The sequence below is a fragment of the Blastococcus sp. SYSU D01042 genome, assembly GCF_054050515.1.
This window is the reverse complement of record NZ_JBJGZM010000001.1, coordinates 279,404-299,781: the sequence shown is the minus strand read 5'-3', so window position 1 is coordinate 299,781 and position 20,378 is coordinate 279,404. Positions and strand designations below refer to the sequence as shown.

The 20,378-nt window shown below is 75.6% G+C and carries 18 protein-coding genes; 15 read left to right on the top strand and 3 right to left on the bottom strand.

What is annotated here, in order from left to right:
- Positions 1 to 42: 42 nt before the first annotated feature.
- Positions 43 to 1,533, bottom strand: coding sequence for a lipopolysaccharide biosynthesis protein (locus ACI79H_RS01505; protein ID WP_456552604.1), 1,491 nt, complete (start codon positions 1,531 to 1,533; stop codon positions 43 to 45).
- On the bottom strand, positions 1,530 to 2,813 hold the full coding sequence (locus ACI79H_RS01500) for a hypothetical protein (RefSeq protein WP_456552603.1): 1,284 nt from the start codon (positions 2,811 to 2,813) through the stop codon (positions 1,530 to 1,532). Before ACI79H_RS01500 ends, ACI79H_RS01505 begins: the two co-directional genes overlap by 4 nt.
- Positions 2,814 to 3,068: 255 nt before the next feature.
- On the opposite strand from ACI79H_RS01500, the gene ACI79H_RS01495 reads away from it, so the two are divergent.
- Both ACI79H_RS01495 and ACI79H_RS01490 read left to right on the top strand, forming a co-directional pair.
- The gene (locus ACI79H_RS01495) at positions 3,069 to 4,520 is read left to right on the top strand and encodes a polysaccharide biosynthesis tyrosine autokinase (RefSeq protein WP_456552602.1); all 1,452 of its coding nucleotides are present in this window, start codon (positions 3,069 to 3,071) and stop codon (positions 4,518 to 4,520) included.
- Positions 4,517 to 5,110: an arsenate reductase/protein-tyrosine-phosphatase family protein gene (locus tag ACI79H_RS01490; RefSeq protein ID WP_456552601.1), complete on the top strand. Its 594-nt coding sequence runs from the start codon at positions 4,517 to 4,519 to the stop codon at positions 5,108 to 5,110. Before ACI79H_RS01495 ends, ACI79H_RS01490 begins: the two co-directional genes overlap by 4 nt.
- Here the strand turns inward: ACI79H_RS01490 and ACI79H_RS01485 are convergent.
- Positions 5,047 to 6,234 carry a glycosyltransferase family 4 protein gene (locus ACI79H_RS01485; protein ID WP_456552600.1) on the bottom strand — a complete coding sequence of 396 codons (1,188 nt, stop codon included), beginning with the start codon at positions 6,232 to 6,234 and terminating at the stop codon, positions 5,047 to 5,049. The genes ACI79H_RS01490 and ACI79H_RS01485 overlap by 64 nt on opposite strands.
- A gap of 232 nt (positions 6,235 to 6,466) precedes the next feature.
- Between ACI79H_RS01485 and ACI79H_RS01480 the strand changes: the two genes are divergently transcribed.
- The 13 genes from ACI79H_RS01480 to ACI79H_RS01420 all read left to right on the top strand — a co-directional run bounded on the left by ACI79H_RS01480 (position 6,467) and on the right by ACI79H_RS01420 (position 20,377).
- Positions 6,467 to 7,306: a CDP-alcohol phosphatidyltransferase family protein gene (locus tag ACI79H_RS01480; RefSeq protein WP_456552599.1), complete on the top strand. Its 840-nt coding sequence runs from the start codon at positions 6,467 to 6,469 to the stop codon at positions 7,304 to 7,306.
- A gap of 78 nt (positions 7,307 to 7,384) precedes the next feature.
- The gene (locus ACI79H_RS01475; RefSeq protein ID WP_456552598.1) at positions 7,385 to 7,849 is read left to right on the top strand and encodes an adenylyltransferase/cytidyltransferase family protein; all 465 of its coding nucleotides are present in this window, start codon (positions 7,385 to 7,387) and stop codon (positions 7,847 to 7,849) included.
- Positions 7,846 to 8,604: a polysaccharide deacetylase family protein gene (locus ACI79H_RS01470; protein ID WP_456552597.1), complete on the top strand. Its 759-nt coding sequence runs from the start codon at positions 7,846 to 7,848 to the stop codon at positions 8,602 to 8,604. Before ACI79H_RS01475 ends, ACI79H_RS01470 begins: the two co-directional genes overlap by 4 nt.
- 109 nt (positions 8,605 to 8,713) lie before the next feature.
- Positions 8,714 to 12,268 (top strand): transcription-repair coupling factor, encoded by a 3,555-nt coding sequence (gene mfd, locus ACI79H_RS01465; RefSeq protein ID WP_456552596.1) that lies wholly within the window; start codon positions 8,714 to 8,716, stop codon positions 12,266 to 12,268.
- A 73-nt stretch (positions 12,269 to 12,341) separates the two neighbouring features.
- A complete protein-coding gene (locus ACI79H_RS01460) occupies positions 12,342 to 13,334 on the top strand; it encodes a SurA N-terminal domain-containing protein (RefSeq protein ID WP_456552595.1) in 993 nt (330 codons plus the stop codon).
- 4 nt (positions 13,335 to 13,338) lie between these two features.
- The gene (locus ACI79H_RS01455; RefSeq protein WP_456552594.1) at positions 13,339 to 14,262 is read left to right on the top strand and encodes a MazG family protein; all 924 of its coding nucleotides are present in this window, start codon (positions 13,339 to 13,341) and stop codon (positions 14,260 to 14,262) included.
- Between the two features lie 197 nt (positions 14,263 to 14,459).
- Positions 14,460 to 15,683 (top strand): DUF222 domain-containing protein, encoded by a 1,224-nt coding sequence (locus ACI79H_RS01450; RefSeq protein WP_456552593.1) that lies wholly within the window; start codon positions 14,460 to 14,462, stop codon positions 15,681 to 15,683.
- Positions 15,650 to 16,048 (top strand): HNH endonuclease signature motif containing protein, encoded by a 399-nt coding sequence (locus ACI79H_RS01445; protein WP_456552592.1) that lies wholly within the window; start codon positions 15,650 to 15,652, stop codon positions 16,046 to 16,048. The genes ACI79H_RS01450 and ACI79H_RS01445 overlap by 34 nt, the downstream gene beginning before the upstream one ends.
- Before the next feature lie 264 nt (positions 16,049 to 16,312).
- Positions 16,313 to 16,744, top strand: coding sequence for a hypothetical protein (locus ACI79H_RS01440; RefSeq protein WP_456552591.1), 432 nt, complete (start codon positions 16,313 to 16,315; stop codon positions 16,742 to 16,744).
- A 289-nt stretch (positions 16,745 to 17,033) separates the two neighbouring features.
- Positions 17,034 to 18,314, top strand: a complete 1,281-nt coding sequence (eno, locus tag ACI79H_RS01435) for a phosphopyruvate hydratase (protein WP_456552590.1) — start codon at positions 17,034 to 17,036, stop codon at positions 18,312 to 18,314.
- A 100-nt stretch (positions 18,315 to 18,414) separates the two neighbouring features.
- Positions 18,415 to 18,921 carry an FtsB family cell division protein gene (locus tag ACI79H_RS01430; RefSeq protein WP_456552589.1) on the top strand — a complete coding sequence of 169 codons (507 nt, stop codon included), beginning with the start codon at positions 18,415 to 18,417 and terminating at the stop codon, positions 18,919 to 18,921.
- The gene (locus tag ACI79H_RS01425; RefSeq protein ID WP_456552588.1) at positions 18,918 to 19,430 is read left to right on the top strand and encodes a DUF501 domain-containing protein; all 513 of its coding nucleotides are present in this window, start codon (positions 18,918 to 18,920) and stop codon (positions 19,428 to 19,430) included. The genes ACI79H_RS01430 and ACI79H_RS01425 overlap by 4 nt, the downstream gene beginning before the upstream one ends.
- Positions 19,427 to 20,377 (top strand): Ppx/GppA phosphatase family protein, encoded by a 951-nt coding sequence (locus ACI79H_RS01420; protein WP_456552587.1) that lies wholly within the window; start codon positions 19,427 to 19,429, stop codon positions 20,375 to 20,377. Before ACI79H_RS01425 ends, ACI79H_RS01420 begins: the two co-directional genes overlap by 4 nt.
- Position 20,378 lies beyond the last annotated feature (1 nt).

Below are 20,378 nucleotides of genomic sequence, written 5' to 3'. Positions count from 1 at the left end.
CGTCGGGTCCTTCCCCGTGGGGGCGGAGCGCCAGGCGGGCGGTCACCGGCGGGCCATGGAGCGGCCGAACGCCAGGACGCCGGCGAGGTCGTCGCGGATCGAGCGGGTGACGGCGGCCAGGAGGGCGACGGCGGTGAGCCCGGCCAGGCCCGCGAGCAGCAGCTGGACGACGACCGGCAGCGCACCGCCGGCCAGGCAGACCAGCCCGGCGGCAGCCCCCGCGGGTGCGGCGCAGGCCAGGATGCGGACCGCACCGCCGGCGAGGGTGCGGCCGGGGAACGGGGTGATGCGCGAGAGCCACCACAGCGACAGCGGCCACTCGAGGAAGGCGGCCACGGCGTAGCCGGCGGCCACGCCGACGACCCCCCACGAGCTGCCCGCCAGCACGCAGACCAGCCGCAGCAGCGCGGTGGCGACGGTGAAGCGGAGCAGCTGGGCGCCCAGGCCGCGGGTCAGGTAGGTCCACAGCCCGACGAAGGCCAGCGTCTGGGACGCCGCCGCCACGGCCAGCAGCGCCAGCAGCGGGGTGACCTCCGACCACCGCGGTCCCAGGAACAGCTGCACCACCGGTCCCGCGGCGCCGGCCACCATCCCCAGCGCCACCACGATCGGGTACCCGAGGGCCAGCTGACCCCGCCGCAGGTACTCGTCGAAACGCTCGCGGTCGTCCTGCAGCCGGGCCAGCACCGGGAGGGCGACGGTGGTGGCGGGGGAGCGGAGCTGGTTGAGCGGGGTCATCAGCAGCTGGAAGCCGCGGTTGTAGAGGCCGAGCGCCGCGGCGTCCAGGCGGAGGCCGATGGTCACCGTGTCGACGTTGTTGCCCGCGTAGTTGATCAGCTGCGTGCCGACCAGGTTCAGGCCGAGCGTGAGGAACGGGCGCACCCCCGGGGTGCGGCGCGGCCGGCCGGGCACCCAGCCGGCCGGGAGCGCGACCAGCACGAGCACGACCGCCGCCTGGACCAGCTGCTGGGCGACCAGGGCCCAGTACCCGGCTCCCGTCGCGGCCAGGACGACCGCCGAGACAGCTCCGGCGGCCTGCGCGACGACGTCCGCGGTGACGAGGGCCCGGAAGCGCATGTCCCGGGTCAGGGTCACGCGGAACTGGGTGGCCGCACCGTTGAGCAGGAAGGTCGCGGCCAGGGCGCAGGCGATCCCGGTCAGCTCGGGGCGGTCGAACAGCGCCGCCAGCAGCCCTGAGGACGCCACCACGAGCACGCACAGCACCGCACCGATGCCCGTGTTGATCCAGAACAGCGCGTCCCGGAGCGGCGTCGGCAGCTCGGGGGCCCGGATCGCGGCGGTGCTCAGCCCGAAGTCCCGCACGATCTCGCCGATGCCCACGACGACGAGCACGATGGCCAGCAGGCCGTAGTCGGACGGGAGGAGCAGCCGGGCCAGCAGCACGATCGAGCCGAACTGCAGGACGATGCGCAGGGCCTGGCCGATCAGGGTGATCCCGGCGGCGCGGGCGGCCTGCGGCTGGTCCGTGCGCGGCTCGTCCGCAGCCGGGGAGGGCAGTTCGGTGGCGGTCACGCGACCCCCACCGGGAGGGCCGCGGGCGGCCGGGGAACCGCCGCCCCGCGGCCGGGCCGGGCCGGGCGGGCGACGCCGGAGCCGAGCGTCACCACCGCGAGCAGCAGCACGGCGGTGGCGTTCCACTCCAGCAGGTCGAAGGACAGGAGCATGCCGAGCAGCACCAGGGCGGCGGGCCGGACCTGGGGGTCCCCCCGCAGCAGGCCGAGCAGGAGCGCGGCGCACAGCGCCGCCAGGCCGACGAGGCCGGCGACGGCGAAGGTGGCCACGAGCTGGTTGTCCACGGCGAAGAAGCCGTCCAGCTGCAGCAACCCGGCGTCGAACAGGTCGTCCAGGGAGCCGGTCCCGCTCCCGAGGAACGTCTGCGCGAAGGGCCGGTCGAGCAGCCGGCCGGCGGCGTCGAGGGCGGCCAGGCGGTGGGTCAGCGAGCCGGTGCCCTCCAGGCTGCTGTAGATCGCCAGCGTGGCGTCCTGCAGCCGGAGCGCGAGGATCCCGGTGAGCAGCACGGTCGCGATCCGGGCGGCCGTACCGATCCGCAGCGCGCCCGGCGTCAGGACGGCGACGAGCGTCGCGGCGCAGAGGACGACGGCGGCGCTGCGGCTGCCCGACAGGGCCAGGCCGTAGCAGGCGGCCGCACCGGCGAGGGCCCGCACGAGCACCGGCCAGCGGGTGGCCCGGGTGAGGCAGAGGGCGGCCGCGACCGCCATGAGCGTCCCGAAGGGGATCGGGTGGGCCGTCGTGCCGGTCGAGCGGCCGCCGAGGGCGGGGACCAGCTCGTTGGCGTCGTAGGCCGGGGCAGGTCCGCCGAGGTAGCCCCACGGCGACGGCAGCCCGGTCGCGCTGGTCACCATCGCGACGGCCAGCTCGACCAGTGCCAGGAGGACCAGCCCGCGGGCCAGCAGCCGGACGTCGTCGGGCCCGCAGGCGACGGCCAGCAGCGTGCAGCCCACGAGCAGCGCGGCGGTGGCCGCACCCGGCACCAGCTCGGGGAGGGTGCCGTGGTGCACGCTGGAGACGGTCGCGCACAGGAGGACGACGGTCACGAGCGTGACGGGGGTGGTCCAGCGGACGGTCCGCTGGTTCCGCCACAGCGCCGCCAGCACCAGGGCGAGCAGGACGGCGAGCACGGCCCAGGTGAGCTTCGGCGGGGCCACGAGCGCGGGGACCGCGGCCCACGCCGCGACGACCACGGCGAGGACGGCACCCGGCCGGGTCGCCAGGGGAGCGGGCGAGGAGGCCGGACCGCTGCGGCGGCTCGTCTCGGTCCCCGGGCTGGTCACGCGCCCAGTCTGCGGGCGGACGGCGCGGTTCCCCGCGTACCGGCAGCGCGCTGCCACCCGGAAGGGGCAGGCCGGCCGGGCACCTCGGGGGGCACGGCCGGTCATCCCTTCGGGTCAGCCTTCCCCCCGCACCGGTCCCGGGACGTCGCGGTCTCGGTAGCTTCCCCGGGAAGGCATCCGTCGGCCACCCGACCGGTGCCCCGGGGCGACGCGCCCGGCCAGATCGATCGGGATGGACGCAACGGGGGAGAACCGATGGACCTGCACGAATTCCTGCAGCTGCTCCGCCGGCGCTGGCGGTGGACCGCCGCCGTCGCCCTGGCGGGACTGCTGGTGGCCGGCGTCGGCTCCCTGCTGACGCCCGCGTCCTACCAGGGGAGCAGCAGCATCTTCTTCTCGCTGCGGTTCGGTGACAGCGCCGACGACCTGGCCCAGGGGTCCGCGTACGCCCAGAGCCAGGTGGCCTCCTACGCCATGCTGGCGGGCACGCCGGCCGTGCTCGAACCGGTCATCGCGAAGCTCGACCTGGACACCACGCCGCGGGCCCTTGCCTCACGGGTCAGCGCGGAGGTCGTGTCCGGGACCGTCGTCCTCCAGGTGCGCGTCAGCGACTCGTCGTCAGAGCGCGCCGCCGAGCTGACGAACGCCGTCACCGAGCAGCTGGTCACCACGGTCGCCGCCCTGGCGCCGCAGACCGATGAGGGGCAGCCGACGGTCGAGGGGGTCACCGTGGCGCCGGCGACGCCGCCGTCGTCGCCCAGCGCTCCGCGCACCACGCTGAACCTGGCGGTCGGTCTGCTCGCCGGCCTGGTCCTCGGGATCGGCGCGGCGGTCCTCCGGGACCTCACCGACACCCGCGTGGGCACCGCCGAGGACCTGGCCCGGGTGACCGACCTCCCGCTGCTGGCGACGCTGGACACCCCGCCCGCGGCGAACGGGGGCCGCGACCTCGTCGTCGTCAACGCCCCGCGCAGCCCTGCCGCCGAGGCATTCCGGTCGCTGCGCACCGCCGTGCAGTTCACTGCCCGGCCGGGCGAGCCGCTCACGCTGCTCGTCACCTCCTCGCACGCCGCCGAGGGCAAGTCGACCGTGGCGGCGAACATGGCCGCGACCCTGGCCGAGGCCGGCCTGCGCGTGGCGCTCGTGGACGCCGACCTGCGCCGCCCGTCGCAGGCCGACGTCTTCGGCCTCGAGGGTGCGGCCGGGCTCACCACGGTGCTCATCGGGCAGGCCGGGCTCACCGACGTCCTGCAGGACTGGGGCCGCTCCGGCCTGCACGTGCTGACCGCCGGCTCGCTGCCGCCCAACCCGAGCGAGCTGCTGTCCTCGCCGGCGATGGCCGACGTGCTGGCCCGGCTGGCGGCGACGCACGACGTCGTGCTCGTCGACGGGGCTCCGCTCCTGCCGGTGACCGACTCCGCCGTCCTCGCCCGGCTCGTCTCGGGGACCGTGCTCGTCACCGACGCGAGCCGCACCCGCCGTCCCGCGCTGCTCCGCAGCCTCGAGATCCTGGAGCGCGTCGGCGCGCGGACGGCGGGCGTCGTGCTCACCCACGTCCGCACGCGTGCCGTCGGCAGCTACGGCTACGAGGCGGCGCCGGGCGGGCCGAAGCGGTCCGAGCGGCCGGAGGTCGCGGCCGCCCGCAGCCTGCTGACGGTGCCCGCGTCCCGGCCCGCCGGCAGGCCCGAGCCCTCCGGACGCCGGTGACCGGAGTCCCCGCACCCTCCGACGGGGACGGGACCCCGACCGGGGTCTCCGTCCTCGTCGTGTGCACGGCCAACATCTGCCGCTCCCCCGTGGGGGAGCGGCTGCTGGCGTCCCGGCTGGGCGGCTCGGGCGTGACCGTGAGCAGCGCCGGCACGCTGGCCCTGGTCGGCCGGCCCGTCGACCCGCCGATGGCCGGTCTGCTTGCGGATGCCGGGGTCCCGGCGCAGCCCTTCGCCGCCCGGCAGGTGCGGGCGGACCTGCTCCGGGACGCCGGGCTCGTGCTGACCATGACCCGGGAGCACCGCGCCGCCGTCGTCGCCGCGGCACCCGCGACCGTGCGCCGGACGTTCCTGCTGACCGAGGCGGCCGCCATCGCGGAGGCCGTCGCGGACGCGGGGTGGCCGGCCGAGGTGGCCGAGGGACCGGCGGCCCGGCTGGCCGCGCTGCCGTCGCTGGCGGGTCCGCACCGGGTGCCCGGCGGCTCCGGGGCCGACGTGCCCGACCCGTACCGGCGCCCCGCCGAGGACTACCTGGCGTGCTTCGCGCTCATCGAGGCCGCCGTCGACCGGCTGGTGCGCGCGGTCAGCTGACCGCCGGGGAGGACGGCGTCGGCCAGGGCCGCTGTGAACGCCGCCATGGAGAAGCGCGCCTCCGCGTCCGCCCGGCCGGCCTGACCGAGCGAGGCGGCCAGCTGGGGATCCCGCAGCAGCCGGATCACCGCGTCGGCCAGCGCCCGCGGGTCGTCGGCGTCCACGAGCAGGCCGGTCTCGCCGTCCCGGACGACCTCGCGGAGCCCGCCGGTGCGGGCGGCCACGACCGGCCGGCCGAGCAGGAGGGCCTCCACGGCGACGAGCCCGAAGGACTCGACCCGCGAGGGGACCAGGACGACGGCGGCGCCGGCGACGTGGGGCGCCGGGTCCGCGAAGCCGGTGAACGTGGTCACCTGGTCGACCCGTTCGCGGACGGCCAGCTCGCGCAGGTCGGACTCGACGGCCTCGTAGCCGGGGTAGCAGTCGCCGACGAGGGTCAGCGACACGTCGTGGCCCGCGGCGCGGACCAGGGCGGTCGCCCGGATCGCGGTGTCCTGGCCCTTGATGGTCGACAGCCGGCCGACCACGACGAGATCGCGGGAGCCCGTGGCCGCGGCCGTGGCGGGGGCGTCGGGGGGCCGCACCCCGTTGTGCACCACGCGGGTGCGCTGGGCGACGCGGGCGCCGGGGGCGTGCGCGACCCACTCCTGCGTGGTCGCGCTGTTGGCGACGACGACGTCGGCGGCCAGCAGGGGGGAGAGCAGGAGCGTGCGGGCCGGGCGCGGCATGGGCATGCTCTCGTGCACGTGGCAGACGACGCGGACCCGGGCGAGCCGCCCGGCCAGGAGCCACTCGGGCGCGGTCACCGTGCTGACGTAGAGCACGGCGGTGCCCTGAGCGCGCAGCCAGGCCGACAGGGTCCGCACCGAGCGCAGGAAGCGCCAGCCGAACACCGCGGCCTTGCGGGGGTCCTTGAGCTCCACCTTGCGCAGCACCGGGAAGTCCATGACCAGGACCTCGTGACCCCGGGACCGCACCGCCTCGACCAGCGGTCCGGACGTGGACAGGACGGCCAGCACGTCGGGACCGAGCGCGGCGAGGGCCTCCAGGAACATCCGGTCGCTGCCGTACAGGTCGGCGTGCGGGTGCACCGCCACGACGCGGCCGGTGCGCGGCTCTCCCACGGGAACTCCAGGTGTCGGTGGCTCGAGGTGGTCGCGCGGACGCTAGCCGCGGGGACCGGGCCGCCACCACGTCCGGTGACCCCTTCGGGGTGGTCCCGGCCCGCCCGCGGCAGCCGTCCCGGCCCGATGGGGTGAGGTCCTCCGCCGAGGAGGGCCGGGTGGGGGCGCGCTGCCCCCACACTCGGCGGGCCGGTCCGCGCAGCGGGCCCGACGAGACCACCGGAGGTCCCCCGTGCTGCAGGACCACGTGGCGGAGGCGGACGTGCCCGCTCCCGCCGCCGCCCCGACGCGCCCGCCCGTCCGGCCGGCGCCGGGGGAGACGGTCGCCGACACCGTCCGCCGCCTGGCCGGCGCCCAGAAGGGGGCGCAGGGCGCCCCGGCCTACGGACGGTTCGTCAACCGGCCGCTGGGCCGGCTGCTCGCGGCCGTCGCGTTCCACCGCGGCATGACCCCGGACGGCGTCACCGCCTGCAGCGCCGTCCTGACGTTCTCCGCGCTCGCCGCGGTCGCCCTGGCGCCGCACACCGGGTGGGTCGGCGTGCTCGTCGCGCTCGGGCTCGTGCTCGGCTACGCCCTCGACTCGGCCGACGGGCAGCTCGCCCGCCTCCGGGGTGGCGGCTCGCCCGCCGGGGAGTGGCTCGACCACATGGTGGACGCCGCGAAGATCGCCTGCCTGCACCTGGCCGTGGCCATCGGCCTGCACCGGCAGGGCGACCTGGACGCGGCCTGGCTGCTGATCCCGCTGGGCTACCTGGTCGTGGACGTCGTCTACTTCTCCGCCATGCTCCTGAACGAGGCGCTGCGGAGCCGGCACGGTGCCGCCACCCGGGCCGCCCCGGGCGCCGGTGGGGCGAGCGTGCTGCGCTCGCTGGTGCTGCTCCCGACCGACTACGGCGTGCAGTGCCTGGTCTTCCTGCTCCTCGGCTGGACCGCCGCGTTCGTGGGCGCCTACGCGCTGCTCGCCGCGTGCACCGCGGGCTTCCTCCTGTTGGCGCTGCCCCGGTGGCGCGCGGAGATGGCCCGCCTCACCGACCGCCCCGAGGCCGTGCCGGCGCCCACCACCATCGGGTGAACCGGCCGCCGCGTTGGTGACGCAGGGTCATGAAGCCTGGTCGACTGGGCGTTCAGCATCGATACGGGGGAACGTGAGATGACGCTGATCGGCTATGCACCGGGTGCCTACGACCTGTTCCACGTCGGGCACCTCAACATCCTCAGGCACGCGTCCCAGCACTGCGACCGACTGATCGCGGGCGTCGTCTCCGACGAGATGCTGCTGCAGTCCAAGGGCCGGCTGCCGGTCGTCCCGCTCGCCGAGCGCATGGAGATCGTGCGCAGCCTGCGGTTCGTCGACGACGTGCACGCCGAGGTGGTCCCGGACAAGATCGACACGTGGCGCGAGGTGCGCTTCGACGTCATCTTCAAGGGCGACGACTGGCGGGGCACGCCCAAGGGGGATCGGCTGGAGCGAGACTTCGCGGCCGTCGGCGTCGAGGTCCGCTACTTCCCGTACACGATGCACACCTCCAGCACCGTGCTGCGCCGGGCACTGGACCTGCTGGACGCCGGCCCGCCGGCGTCCGTGCCGGCCGCCCGCCGCGGCGGGTCCCGGTGACCGCTGCCGCCACGAGCGGGCCGCGCACCCCGGCGTCCGACCGGGACCGGCTGCGGATGCCGCCCGTGCTCATGTACCACTCGATCAGCCCGACCGAGGGTCCGGACCCCCACCGGATCCGGGTGCACCCCGAGCGGCTGGACCGGCACCTGCGGCTGCTGCGCCGCCTGGGCCTGCGCGGGGTCTCCCTCGCCGAGCTGGTCCGGGCCACCGACCGCGGCGGGGCCGCCGGTCTCGTCGGGCTGACCTTCGACGACGGCTACACCGACTTCCTCGACCACGCCGTCCCGGTGCTGCGCCGCCACGGCATGACCGGCACGGTCTACGTCGTGGCCGGCCGCCTCGACGGGCAGAACGCGTGGGACGAGGGTCCCCGGCTGGACCTGGTCGGCGCCGACGGCGTGCGCGCGATCGCCGCGGCCGGTCACGAGGTCGGCAGCCACACGCTCCACCACGCGCACCTGCGCGGCGCGGAGCCGGCCGTGCTCGCCGAGGAGGTCACCCGCAGCCGGGAGGTGCTGCAGGACGTCCTGCAGGCCGACGTGCCGGGGTTCGCCTACCCGTGGGGCGAGTTCGACGCCGCAGCGGCCGACGCGGTGCGGGCGGCCGGGTACGACCACGCCTGCGTCACCGGCGACTACCTGCCCGGCGACCGGTTCACCCTCCCGCGGTTCTACGTCGCCCCGGGCGACGGCGCGGCGCAGCTCGTGGCCAAGCTGGCCCGGCACGCGTGGCGGATGCGCGGCGTCGGCTGAGGTCCGCTCGCGGAGGGCGGCTGTCGGTGGTGCCGTCTAACCTGGGAACCGGCCCCGCGCCGCACTCGGCGGCAGCGGCGCGGCCCCGCATCCCAGGAGTGAGAACAGCGTGACCCTTCGCGGCGTGCTCGACGTCGTCCTCAGCGATCCCGGTATGGCTCGCGTCGTGGCGGCCGCGGGGAACGCCGAGCTCGCCGTCACCGCTCCGCCGCCGGTGCAGCCGCTGGTGGCCGCCGCCCTCGCCGCCGCGCGACCGGGGGCCGGCGTGCCGGTGCTGCTGGTGACGGCGGGGGAGCGGGACGCCGACGTCGCCGCCGAGCTGCTGCGCTGCTTCCTGCCCGGGCGCCGCGTGGCCACCTTCCCGGCCTGGGAGACGCTGCCGCACGAACGGCTGAGCCCCCGCGCGGACACCGTCGGCCGCCGCCTGGCCGTGCTCCGCGACCTGACCCACCCCGGCGAGAACGGCGCGATCGACGTGCTGGTCGCACCGGTGCGCAGCGTGCTGCAGCCGCTGGCGCCGGGCCTCGGCGACCTCGTGCCCGTGGAGCTGAAGCCCGGGGACGGCGCCGACCTCGACGACGTCGCGCGCGCGCTGGCCGACGCCGCCTACACCCGCGTCGAGCTGGTGGAGAAGCGGGGCGAGTTCGCCGTCCGCGGCGGCCTGCTCGACGTCTTCCCGCCCACCGAGCCGCACCCCGTCCGCGTCGAGTTCTGGGGCGACGAGGTCGACGAGCTGCGCTACTTCTCCGCCGCCGACCAGCGCTCGCTGGACGAGCGCCCCGAGCGGCTGTGGGCGCCGCCGTGCCGCGAGCTGCTGCTCACCGAGGAGGTCCGGGCCCGTGCCGCCGCCCTGGCGGTGGAGCACCCCGGCCTGCTCGAGGTGCTGGGCAAGGTCGCCGAGGGCATCGCCGTCGAGGGCATGGAGTCCCTCACCCCCGCCCTCATCGGCGACGAGGCGATGCAGCTGCTCACCGACCTCCTGCCCGCCGGCACCCACGTGCTGGTCGCCGACCCCGAGCGGGTCCGCAGCCGCTCGGCGGACCTGGTGCGCACCGCCGAGGAGTTCCTCGCCGCGTCGTGGGCCACCGCCGCGGAGGCCGGCGAGGCCCCGCTGGACCTGGGGGCGTCGTCCTTCCGCGACCTCGCCGACGTCGAGGCCGCCGCCCGCGGGCGCGGGCTGCCGTGGTGGACGACGGGGTCGTTCACCGTCACAGCAGATGACACGGCGGATGACGGCGTGATCAACCTCGACGCCACGACCGTCGACCGGTTCGCCGGCGACGTGCCGAAGGCCATCGAGACGATGCGCGGCTGGCACCGGGAGGGCTGGCGCGTGGTCGTCACCTTCGCCGGTCCCGGCCCCGCGCAGCGCGCCGCCGACCAGTTCGCCGAGGCCGAGCTGGGCGCCGCGCTCGTGCCGGGCGTCGACGCCGCCCCCGAGCCGCGGCTGACCACGGTCACCCAGGGCAACCTGGAGACCGGGTTCGCGTTCCCGGGCATCGGCCTGGCGCTGCTCACCGAGCACGACCTGACCGGTCAGCGCGGCACCTCGATGCGCGACGCGGTGAAGATGCCGGCCCGCCGGCGCAACGCCGTCGACCTGGTGCAGCTGCAGCCCGGTGACCTCGTCGTCCACGAGCAGCACGGCATCGGCCGCTACATCGAGATGATCAGCCGCACCGTCAACGGCGGGCAGCGCGACTACCTGATCGTCGAGTACGCCGCCTCCCGCCGGAACCAGCCGCCGGACCGGCTGTTCGTGCCCACCGACTCCCTCGACCAGCTCACCCGGTACGTGGGCGGCGAGGCGCCGGCGCTGTCCAAGCTGGGCGGCGCGGACTGGAAGAGCACCAAGGCCAAGGCGCGCAAGGCGGTCAAGCAGATCGCCGGCGAACTGATCCGGCTGTACTCGGCGCGCATGGCGACCCAGGGCCACTCGTTCGGCCCGGACACCGTCTGGCAGCGCGAGCTCGAGGACGCGTTCCCGTTCCAGGAGACGCCCGACCAGCTCGCGGCCATCGACGAGGTCAAGGCCGACATGCAGAACCCGGTGCCGATGGACCGGATCATCTGCGGCGACGTCGGCTACGGGAAGACCGAGATCGCGGTGCGCGCGGCGTTCAAGGCGGTGCAGGACGGCAAGCAGGTCGCCGTCCTGGTGCCGACGACGCTGCTGGCCAACCAGCACTTCAAGACGTTCTCCGAGCGGGTCGCGCAGTTCCCCGTGACGGTGAAGGTGCTCTCCCGGTTCCAGTCGGAGAAGGAGACCACCGAGATCCTGCGCCAGCTGGCCGCCGGCGACATCGACATCCTCGTCGGCACCCACCGGCTGCTGCAGCCCACGACCCGGTGGAAGGACCTCGGCCTGGTCATCGTCGACGAGGAGCAGCGCTTCGGCGTCGAGCACAAGGAGTACCTGAAGACGATGCGGACGGCGGTCGACGTGCTGTCCATGTCGGCCACCCCGATCCCGCGCACGCTGGAGATGAGCCTGACCGGCATCCGGGAGATGTCGACGATCCTCACCCCGCCCGAGGAGCGGCATCCCGTGCTCACCTACGTGGGCGCGTGGGCGGACAAGCAGATGGCCGCCGCCATCCGCCGCGAGCTGCTCCGCGACGGCCAGGTGTTCGTGATCCACAACCGCGTGCAGTCCATCGACAAGGCCGCGGCCAAGATCCGCGCCCTGGTGCCGGAGGCGCGGGTCGCCGTCGGTCACGGGCAGATGAAGGAGCACGAGCTCGAGCGGATCATGGTCGGCTTCTGGGAGAAGGAGTACGACGTCCTGGTCGCCACCACGATCGTCGAGTCCGGCCTGGACATCCCCAACGCCAACACCCTGATCGTCGACCGCGCCGACACCTTCGGCCTCTCCCAGCTGCACCAGATCCGCGGCCGGGTGGGCCGAGGACGTGAGCGCGCCTACGCCTACTTCACCTACGACCCCACCCGAACGCTCACCGAGACCTCGGTCGACCGGCTGACCACCATCGCCAACAACACCGACCTCGGGGCCGGCATGGCGGTGGCGATGAAGGACCTGGAGATCCGCGGCTCGGGCAACCTGCTCGGCGGCGAGCAGTCCGGCCACATCGCCGGCGTCGGCTTCGACCTCTACGTCCGGCTCGTCGGTGAGGCGGTCGCGGACTACCGCGCCCAGGTCACCGGCGAGGAGGCCCCGGCCGAGCCGGTCGAGGTGCGCGTCGACCTGCCCATCGACGCCCACCTGCCGCACGACTACGTGCCCGGTGAGCGGCTGCGGATGGAGGCCTACCGCAAGGTCGCCTCGATCGCCGACGACGACCAGGCGCAGGCCGTGCTCGACGAGCTCACCGACCGGTACGGCGCCCCGCCCGCCCCGGTGCTCAACCTGCTCGCGGTCGCCCGCTTCCGGGTCGCGATGCGCGCGCTGGGCATCACCGAGGTGTCGCTGCAGGGCCGTGCGGTCCGGATCAGCCCGGTGGTGCTGCCGGAGTCCAAGCAGCTGCGGCTGGCCCGCCTGGCCGAGGGCGCCTCCTACAAGGCGGCGGTGGAGACGATCGTGCTCAAGCTGCCGGTTGGCCCCGACCGGCGGACGCCGGTGCGCGACATCGCGCTGCTGGAGAACCTGCGCGCGACGCTGACCGCCGTCCTGGACCACCCCGTCGCCGCTGTCGCGTCCTGAACCGCCGAAGTGGCCACTTCGGCGGCGGTGAGCGCGGGCGGCGCGGCCGGTGTGGCAACCTGCGGTCGTGCTGATGCCCCGCGCTCCCCGGGCGGCCGCCGCCGGGCTGCTGCTCGCCCTCGCCCTGCCCACCCTGGCGGCGTGCCGGACCTCCCCGGACGTCGCCGCCTACGTGGGTGACGCCCGCGTGACCGTCGCCGAGCTGGAGCAGGGGGTCGAGCAGCGGCGCACCGAGGAGGGCATCGAGGAGGTCGCCGCCGCCGGCGAGGCCGACTACACCCGCCGGGTGCTCGGGTTCCTCGTGGAGCGCGAGGTCTACGCCGAGGTCGCCGAGCGGTACGACCTCTCCGTGGACGATGCCGCGGTCCGCGCCCGCATCGACCAGCTGATGGGCGACGACGACCCCGACGAGGTCTACCGCCAGCTCGCCGCGCAGGGCGTGAGCCGGACCGACGTCACCGAGACCATCCGCCAGCAGCTGCTCCGGGAGGAGCTCGCCGCGGCCGAGGGCGCCGGCGACCTCTCCGACGACGCGCTGCAGGAGGTCTACACGGAGATCCGCGAGGACTACGCGCAGGTGGAGTTCGGCTACATCACCGTCCCGGACGAGGCGACGGGGGAGGCGGTCGTCGACGAGCTCACCGCGGCGCCGGAGGCCTATGCCACGGTCGCGGCCCGGTACCCGGGCGAGTCCACGCTGCCCGAACTGGCCCGGCGCGCGGCCGAGGAGCTGCCGCCGGTGCTCAGCGAGCAGCTGACCGCCGCCGAGCCGGGCACCGGGTTCGTCGTCCCCGTCGAGGGCGTGGGCACCGTGGTCGGCTTCGTCGCCGGCGAGGCCTACCCGACCTTCGAGGAGCTGCGCGAGCAGGTCGAGGTCGCGGCCGCCGAGCGGCTGGCCGTCGCGGGCGCCGAGGTCGTCGACGAGGTGCGCGGGGACCTCGACGTCACCGTCAACCCCCGCTACGGCGTGCTGGACGAGGAGGGGCGGCTGGTCCGCGGCGAGGGCGGCGTGGTCAGGATCCTCGCCGAGGAGCCCGAGGTGCAGCCGGCCGGGGCCGGGGGCTGAGCCGGTGCCCGTCGCGCTCGTCGTCGTCGTCAGCCCCCGGCTGCCCGGCCTGCTGGGGCCCACCGGCTGGCAGGCGCTGGCCGACCGGCCGGTGCTCGCCCTGCCCGGCGCCGCCGGGACCGCCGAGGCCCTGCGGGCCGCGGGCTGGCACGTGGAGGACGTCGCCGACGCCGCGGCGGCGGAAGCCCGCCCGGACGGCGTCGTGCTGCTGAGCGACGACGCCGCGGCCGCGCCCGGAGCGGAGGTGGTCGACGGAGCCCCGGAGCCGCCCGGCGCCCGGCTGCTCGACGTCGTCCGGGTCATGGACACCCTGCGCGCGCCCGGTGGCTGCCCCTGGGACGCCGAGCAGACGCACGCCTCGCTGCGCGGCTACCTGCTCGAGGAGGCGCACGAGGCCTACGACGCCATCGTCGACGACGACGCGGTCGCCATGCGCGAGGAGCTCGGCGACGTGCTGCTGCAGGTCGTCTTCCACGCCCGGGTGGCCGCGGAGGCCGCAGCGGAGCGCCGCTTCGACGTCGACGACGTCGCCGGGGACCTGGTCGAGAAGCTGGTGCGGCGGCACCCGCACGTGTTCGGGGACGCCGGGCCCCGGGACGTCGAGCAGGTCGAGGCCGGCTGGGACGAGATCAAGCAGCAGGAGAAGCAGCGCCGCTCGCCGACCGAGGGCGTCTCCCGCTCGCAGCCCGCGGCCTCGTGGGGCGCGGCGCTGGTCCGCCGCGCCGGGCGGGCCGGCCTGCCGACGCCGGGGGCGGCCGACCTGCCCGACCGCAGCCCCGAGGAGCTGGGCGAGCGGCTGCTCGGCGTCGTGGCGGCGGCGCAGGCACGCGGCTGGGACGTCGAGGACGCGCTCCGCGAGGCGGTGCGGCGCTACGCCGGCGAGCTGGACGCCGCCGCCCGAGCCGGATCGGTGGACCAGCCCGGCTGACCCGCCGGGCGCCTTCTCCGCCCGCCCGCTCGTCCACAGGGCGGTGCATCCTTTCTGGTCGGCGCCTCGTCGGCCGAGTACCATCGAACACGCGTTCGAACGATTCGACGAGGGGTCCGGCGGCCCGTCCCCGTTCGAAGGAGCCGTGGCGGCAGCAGGGGATCGACCACCTCGAACGCGCCGCAGCGCCGTCCCGTGTGATCGCGCGGCTGTCGGCGGTGGTCGCGGCGTCGCTGGCCGAGTTCGCCCGGTGCCGCCCGTCGGCCGCGACCCGGTCTGCGCGCCCTGCCGTGCTGTCGGAGGTGAGCGAGTGGGCGGTCGACGAGGTGGCGCCCACGTCGTCCATCACCGCGAGGGCGGCCGGGACGCAGCTGGCGGACGCGCTGACGCTGGTCGAGCGGCTCCCCGCCACGCACGCCCTGATGGCCGAGGGTGCGCTGAGCCCGGCGCACGCCCGGCAGATGGTGCACGTGGTCGGCCCGGTCAGGGACGACGCGGTGCGTGCGGACATCGAGGCGCACGTGCTGCGCCTGCTCGGCCGCAAGACGCCTCCTCAACTCGGTGACTGCGCCTGGTGCGTCGTCCTGCGCAAGGACGCCGACGCCGCCGCCCGGAAGCTGGTGGCGGCGGTCCGGGAGCGCGGTGTGCGGCTGCACGACCGCCGCGACGGCACGGCCACGATCGCGATCGACCTCCCGCTGCCTGTTGCTGCGGCGATCCACCGGGCGCTGGAGAGGTACGCGGAGGCGGCCCGGGTCGACGGTGACGAGCGGACCGAGCAGCAGCGGATGGCCGACTGCGTCGAGGGCCTGGTGCTGCGGCCAGGGGAGGACGGTGCCCCGGCGGTCACGCTCGCGCTCACCCTCGTGGCGAGCCTGGAGACGATGCTCGGCGGCGCGGAGCCCGGGCAGGTCGAGGGACTGCTGGTGTCGGCCGAGGTGGTGCGGGAGCTCGGGTACGCCTTCGGTCTGGTGCCCCGGCGGCGCCGGACCTCGCGGACCTGCCCGACCCGGAGCCCGTGCCAGAGCCGGACCCCGGGCCCGCGCCGGGCCCCACGGATCCGGAAGTCGAGGCCGTGCCCCAGCCGCGAGCCGGTGGCACGCAGGCGACCGACGCCGTGGCCCCCGATGCCGTGCACGACCGGTCCGATGACGCTGGCGGACCTCAGCCGACGCCCGTCGCGAAGCGCACGCTCGGTGAGTGGTCGTCCCTCGCCCGGGCGCGGGACGAGACAGCGGCCCGGGAGGCGCTGGCCGGTGCGACGGGGGCGATTCTCGACGGGACGTGGTGCGACGGTGAGCACCGCGCCCTGCTGGACGTGGGTGCGCTGGTGGGGGTCCACGACCTCGACGGGACCGGGCTGGCGCACCGTCCACGCATCGCGGTCGTGGACAAGCTGCGGGGCAGCCTCGTCGCGCTGACCGACGCCGCAGGGATACGCCGCGGTGCGGCGCTCGGGCCGCCCACCGGAGCCGCCGGCTACACGCCGGGAGCCGAACTCGACCGCTCCGTCCGGCTGCGGGACCGGCGGTGCCGCTTCCCGGGGTGCCGCGCACGCGCGCGGACGGGCGACCTGGACCACCGGCGGGAGTGGCCCGACGGTGGGACCACGCACGACAACCTGGTCTGCCTGTGCAGGCACCACCACCGTCTCGAGCACCAGGCGCCGGGCTGGCGGTTCGACGAGGGTGACGACGGCGACCTGGCGATCACCATGCCCAGCGGCGAGGGGCTGATCAGTCCTCCGCCGAGATTCGGCACCGACCTCGACATCCCGCCCGACTGACCGCCTCAGATGTGCGAGCCGCCGCGCCCGGTGAGGTCGGGCGGAGGTGTCCCATGGCGGCCCCACCATGGACATCGACGACTCGGCGGCGAGGGCGGCTCCTGAAACCGGAACCCTTGCTGCGGCCCCGTTGATCCTCGGAGGCAAGTGCGGCACCGTTCGCTTCGGTCGGCTGCTCGGGTCGGCCGCCGATGGTGGCTGCTGGGCTGGATGCGGTGGGGGAGTTGCGTGCGCGCTGGGGCTGCTCGTAGAGGCGCAGCGGTCATGACTGCGCTGGCGGTTGCAGCAGTCAGCACCACTGCCGTCCTGCTGCTGGGCGGCTGCGGAGGCCCAGGAGATGGGCCAGGCGGCGCGCCACGGGCCTGCCCGGCCGTTGACCACGGCCGGACCCTCGTGGTGCGGCTGGCCGAGGACTGGCCCCCCACGGACGGGCGGACTGTCGTCGCGCGGTGCTCGTCGCCCTGTGGCCAGGCGCAGCAGGACCGTGACGATCCGGCTCGGGAGGTGCGCGGTGCACTGACCGGCTCCTCGGCTGCGCTCTCGATGATGGACATGCCGGACTCCATGGTGGTGACCGTGCTCAGTCCCGAGGGCCAGGTGGCCGAGGTGGAGCAGGCACTCACCTGGGAGCGCGTAGGCGGCACTGAGGAGTGCGGCGGTCCGATGGAAGCCGTCGTGGTCGTCCCCGCCCCCTGACCCCTTCGGAACCGGACGAGGCGTGCAGCATCGGCACGTGGCGCCGGCATCCGGCAGGCATGGGCTTCCCGTCACCCCTCGGGCGGTCAGCGGAGTGCATGACGTGACTTCGCCTGCAAGGCAGCCCGGCATCTGTCCCTGAAGCCGCCTTCCGGAACGGCTCCGTGCACTCGTGCACGCGTTGAGCGTCGAGCACCACCCGGAAACATCCGGACCGGCGGGCCCGAGGGGACGGCCGCCGCAGCGAGGCGCGCGTGACGGGAGTGAGCGGCTGGTTAGGCTGCCCCCCGTGCCGAGCATCGAAGCCGTAGGCGCGCGGGAGATCCTCGACTCGCGCGGAAACCCCACCGTCGAGGTCGAGGTCGCCCTCGACGACGGGACGATCGCCCGCGCGGCGGTGCCCAGCGGCGCCTCCACCGGCGCCTTCGAGGCGGTGGAGCTGCGCGACGGCGGTGACCGCTACGGCGGCAAGGGCGTCACCAAGGCCGTCGACGGCGTCCTCGACGTCATCGGCCCGGAGCTGGTCGGCTACGAGGCCAGCGAGCAGCGGCTGATCGACCAGCAGCTCATCGACCTGGACGGCACCCCGGACAAGTCCCGGCTGGGCGCCAACGCGATCCTCGGCGTCAGCCTCGCCGTCGCGCGCGCGGCCGCCGACTCCGCCGGCCTGCCGCTGTTCCGCTACGTCGGCGGCCCCTCGGCGCACGTGCTGCCCGTCCCGATGATGAACATCCTCAACGGTGGCGCGCACGCCGACAGCAACGTCGACGTGCAGGAGTTCATGATCGCCCCGATCGGCGCGGCGACCTTCGCCGAGGCGCTGGCCATGGGCACCGAGACCTACCACGCGCTCAAGGCCGTCCTCAAGAAGGAGGGCCTGTCCACGGGGCTCGGCGACGAGGGCGGCTTCGCGCCGAACCTGTCGAGCAACCGCGCCGCGCTGGACCTCATCGCCCGCGCGGTCGAGCAGGCCGGCTACTCCGTCGGCGAGGACGTCGTCTTCGCCCTCGACGTCGCCGCGACCGAGTTCCACTCGGGCGGCTCCTACGCCTTCGAGGGCAAGCAGCTCTCGGCGGCCGAGATGGCCGAGTACTACACCGGCCTGGTCGACGCCTACCCGATCGTCTCGATCGAGGACCCGCTCGACGAGGAGGACTGGGACGGCTGGATCGCGCTCACCGGCGCCCTGGGCGACCGCGTGCAGCTGGTCGGCGACGACCTGTTCGTCACCAACCCCGCCCGCCTGGCCGACGGCATCGCGCGCGGTGCGGCGAACGCGCTGCTGGTGAAGGTGAACCAGATCGGCACGCTGACCGAGACCCTCGACGCGGTCAACCTGGCCCACCGCAGCGGCTACCGCAGCATGATGAGCCACCGCTCGGGCGAGACCGAGGACACCACGATCGCCGACCTCGCCGTCGCCACCGACTGCGGGCAGATCAAGACCGGTGCCCCGGCCCGGAGCGAGCGGGTGGCGAAGTACAACCAGCTCCTGCGCATCGAGGAGGAGCTCGACGACGCCGCGCGCTACGCCGGCGCCGCAGCCTTCCCGCGCCTGGCCCGGGGCTGACCGGCCGCAGATGAGCAGCGTCCGCGGCCGCCGCGGCGGGACCCCGCCGCCGGGGTCCCGCAGCACCGGTCGCGCGCCACGGGTCCACACGACCCGCCCCGTGCGCACCGGGCTGCGGACCGGGACGCCGCACCCGACGCGGCGCCCGGGGGAGCGCCGGCTCGCCCGCCGCCCGGCCCGCAGCGGCGCCGCGCCGGCGACCCGCCGCCGCCCGCTGTTCACCGGGCGGGCGGTGCTGCTCTTCGCGCTGGTGCTGCTGCTCGCCCTCACCCTGGCCGGGCCGCTGCGCCAGTACCTGGCCGGTCAGCAGGAGCTGGTGGAGCTCACCGCCGAGGGCCGGGAGCTCGACCGCCGCGCCGCCGAGCTGGAGGCGCAGCTGGAGCGCCAGCAGGATCCGGACTGGACCCGGCAGCAGGCCCGGGAGCGGCTCACCTACGTGCTGCCCGGTGACCGGCTGGTGGTCGTCGTCGACGGCGAGGCGGTCGAGGGCGACGCCGGCACGCTGGAGGAGGCGACCGCCCCTGATGAGCCGCAGCAGTGGTTCACCGGTCTGATGGAGTCCGTCGCCCGGGCCGACGGCGACCTGCCCGAGGAGCCCGAGGAGTGACCGAGCCGATCAGCCCGGCCGACCGCGACGTCGTGGAGCGGCAGCTGGGCCGGCCGCCGCGCGCGGTGGCCGGTGTCGCGCACCGCTGCCCGTGCGGGCAGCCCGACGTCGTCGAGACCGCGCCGCGGCTCGAGGACGGAACCCCGTTCCCCACGCTGTACTACCTGACCTGCCCCCGGGCGAACGCTGCGGCGAGCCGGCTCGAGTCCGCCGGCCGGATGCGCGAGTGGCAGGACGAGCTCGGGACCGATCCGGAGCTGGCTGCGGCCTACTCGGCCGCGCACGAGGCCTACCTCGCCGAGCGGGACGCCAAGGACGTGCTGCCGACACGCATGACCGCCGGTGGGATGCCCGACCGGGTCAAGTGCCTGCACGCGCTGGCCGGTCACGCGCTCGCCGTCGGGCCCGGTGTGAACCCGATCGGCGACCGCGCGGTCGCCGAGATGGGGGAGTGGTGGGCCAAGGGCCCCTGCGCGCGGCCCGAGGGCCCTGCGGAGGGGACCGCGTGACGCGGGTCGCCGCCATCGACTGCGGGACCAACTCCATCCGGCTGCTCGTCGCCGACGTGCCGGCCACCGGCGGCGCGACCGACCTGGTGCGCCGGATGGAGGTCGTGCGGCTGGGCCAGGGCGTCGACGCGACCGGGCGGCTGGCCCCCGAGGCCATCGAGCGCACCCGGAAGGTGCTGGCCGAGTACGCAGGCACGGCGCGCGAGCTGGGGGCGCAGGACGTCCGCATGGTCGCCACCAGCGCCACCCGCGACGCCGCCAACCGCGCCGACTTCGAGCAGATGGTGCTCACCACCCTGGGCCGGCTGCCCGATGTCGTGCCCGGCAGCGAGGAGGCGGAGCTCTCCTTCCTGGGCGCCACGGCGTCGCTGGAGACGGCCGCGGCGGCGCACGGCACCGCGGCGCCCCGGGCCCCGTTCCTGGTCGTGGACATCGGCGGCGGGTCGACGGAGTTCGTGCTCGGGGACGCCGCCGGCCCACGCGCGGCGCGGTCGGTCGACATCGGCTGCGTGCGGCTCACCGAGCGCCGGCTGGCGGGCGACCCGCCGAGCGACGCCGAGGTGCGGGCCACCGTCGCCGACATCCGGGCGGCGCTGGCGCTGGTCGCCGAGGAGGTGCCGGTGCGCGAGGCGGTGAGCCTGGTCGGGCTGGCCGGCTCGGTCACCACGGTCGCCGCGCTGGCGCTGGACCTGCCGGAGTACGACCCGGTGGCGATCCACGGCTCGCGCATCCCGGCCGCGGACGTGCGCCGGGTCAGCGAGCGCCTCCTGGCCATGCCGCGGCAGCAGCGCGCGGCGCTGCCGGTCATGCACCCCGGCCGGGTCGACGTCATCGGCGCCGGCGCGCTGATCCTGCGCGTGATCGTGGACGAGTTCGGCATGGACGAGGTCGTGGTCAGCGAGCACGACATCCTCGACGGCATCGCGCTGCGCCTCGCCCGCGGCTGAG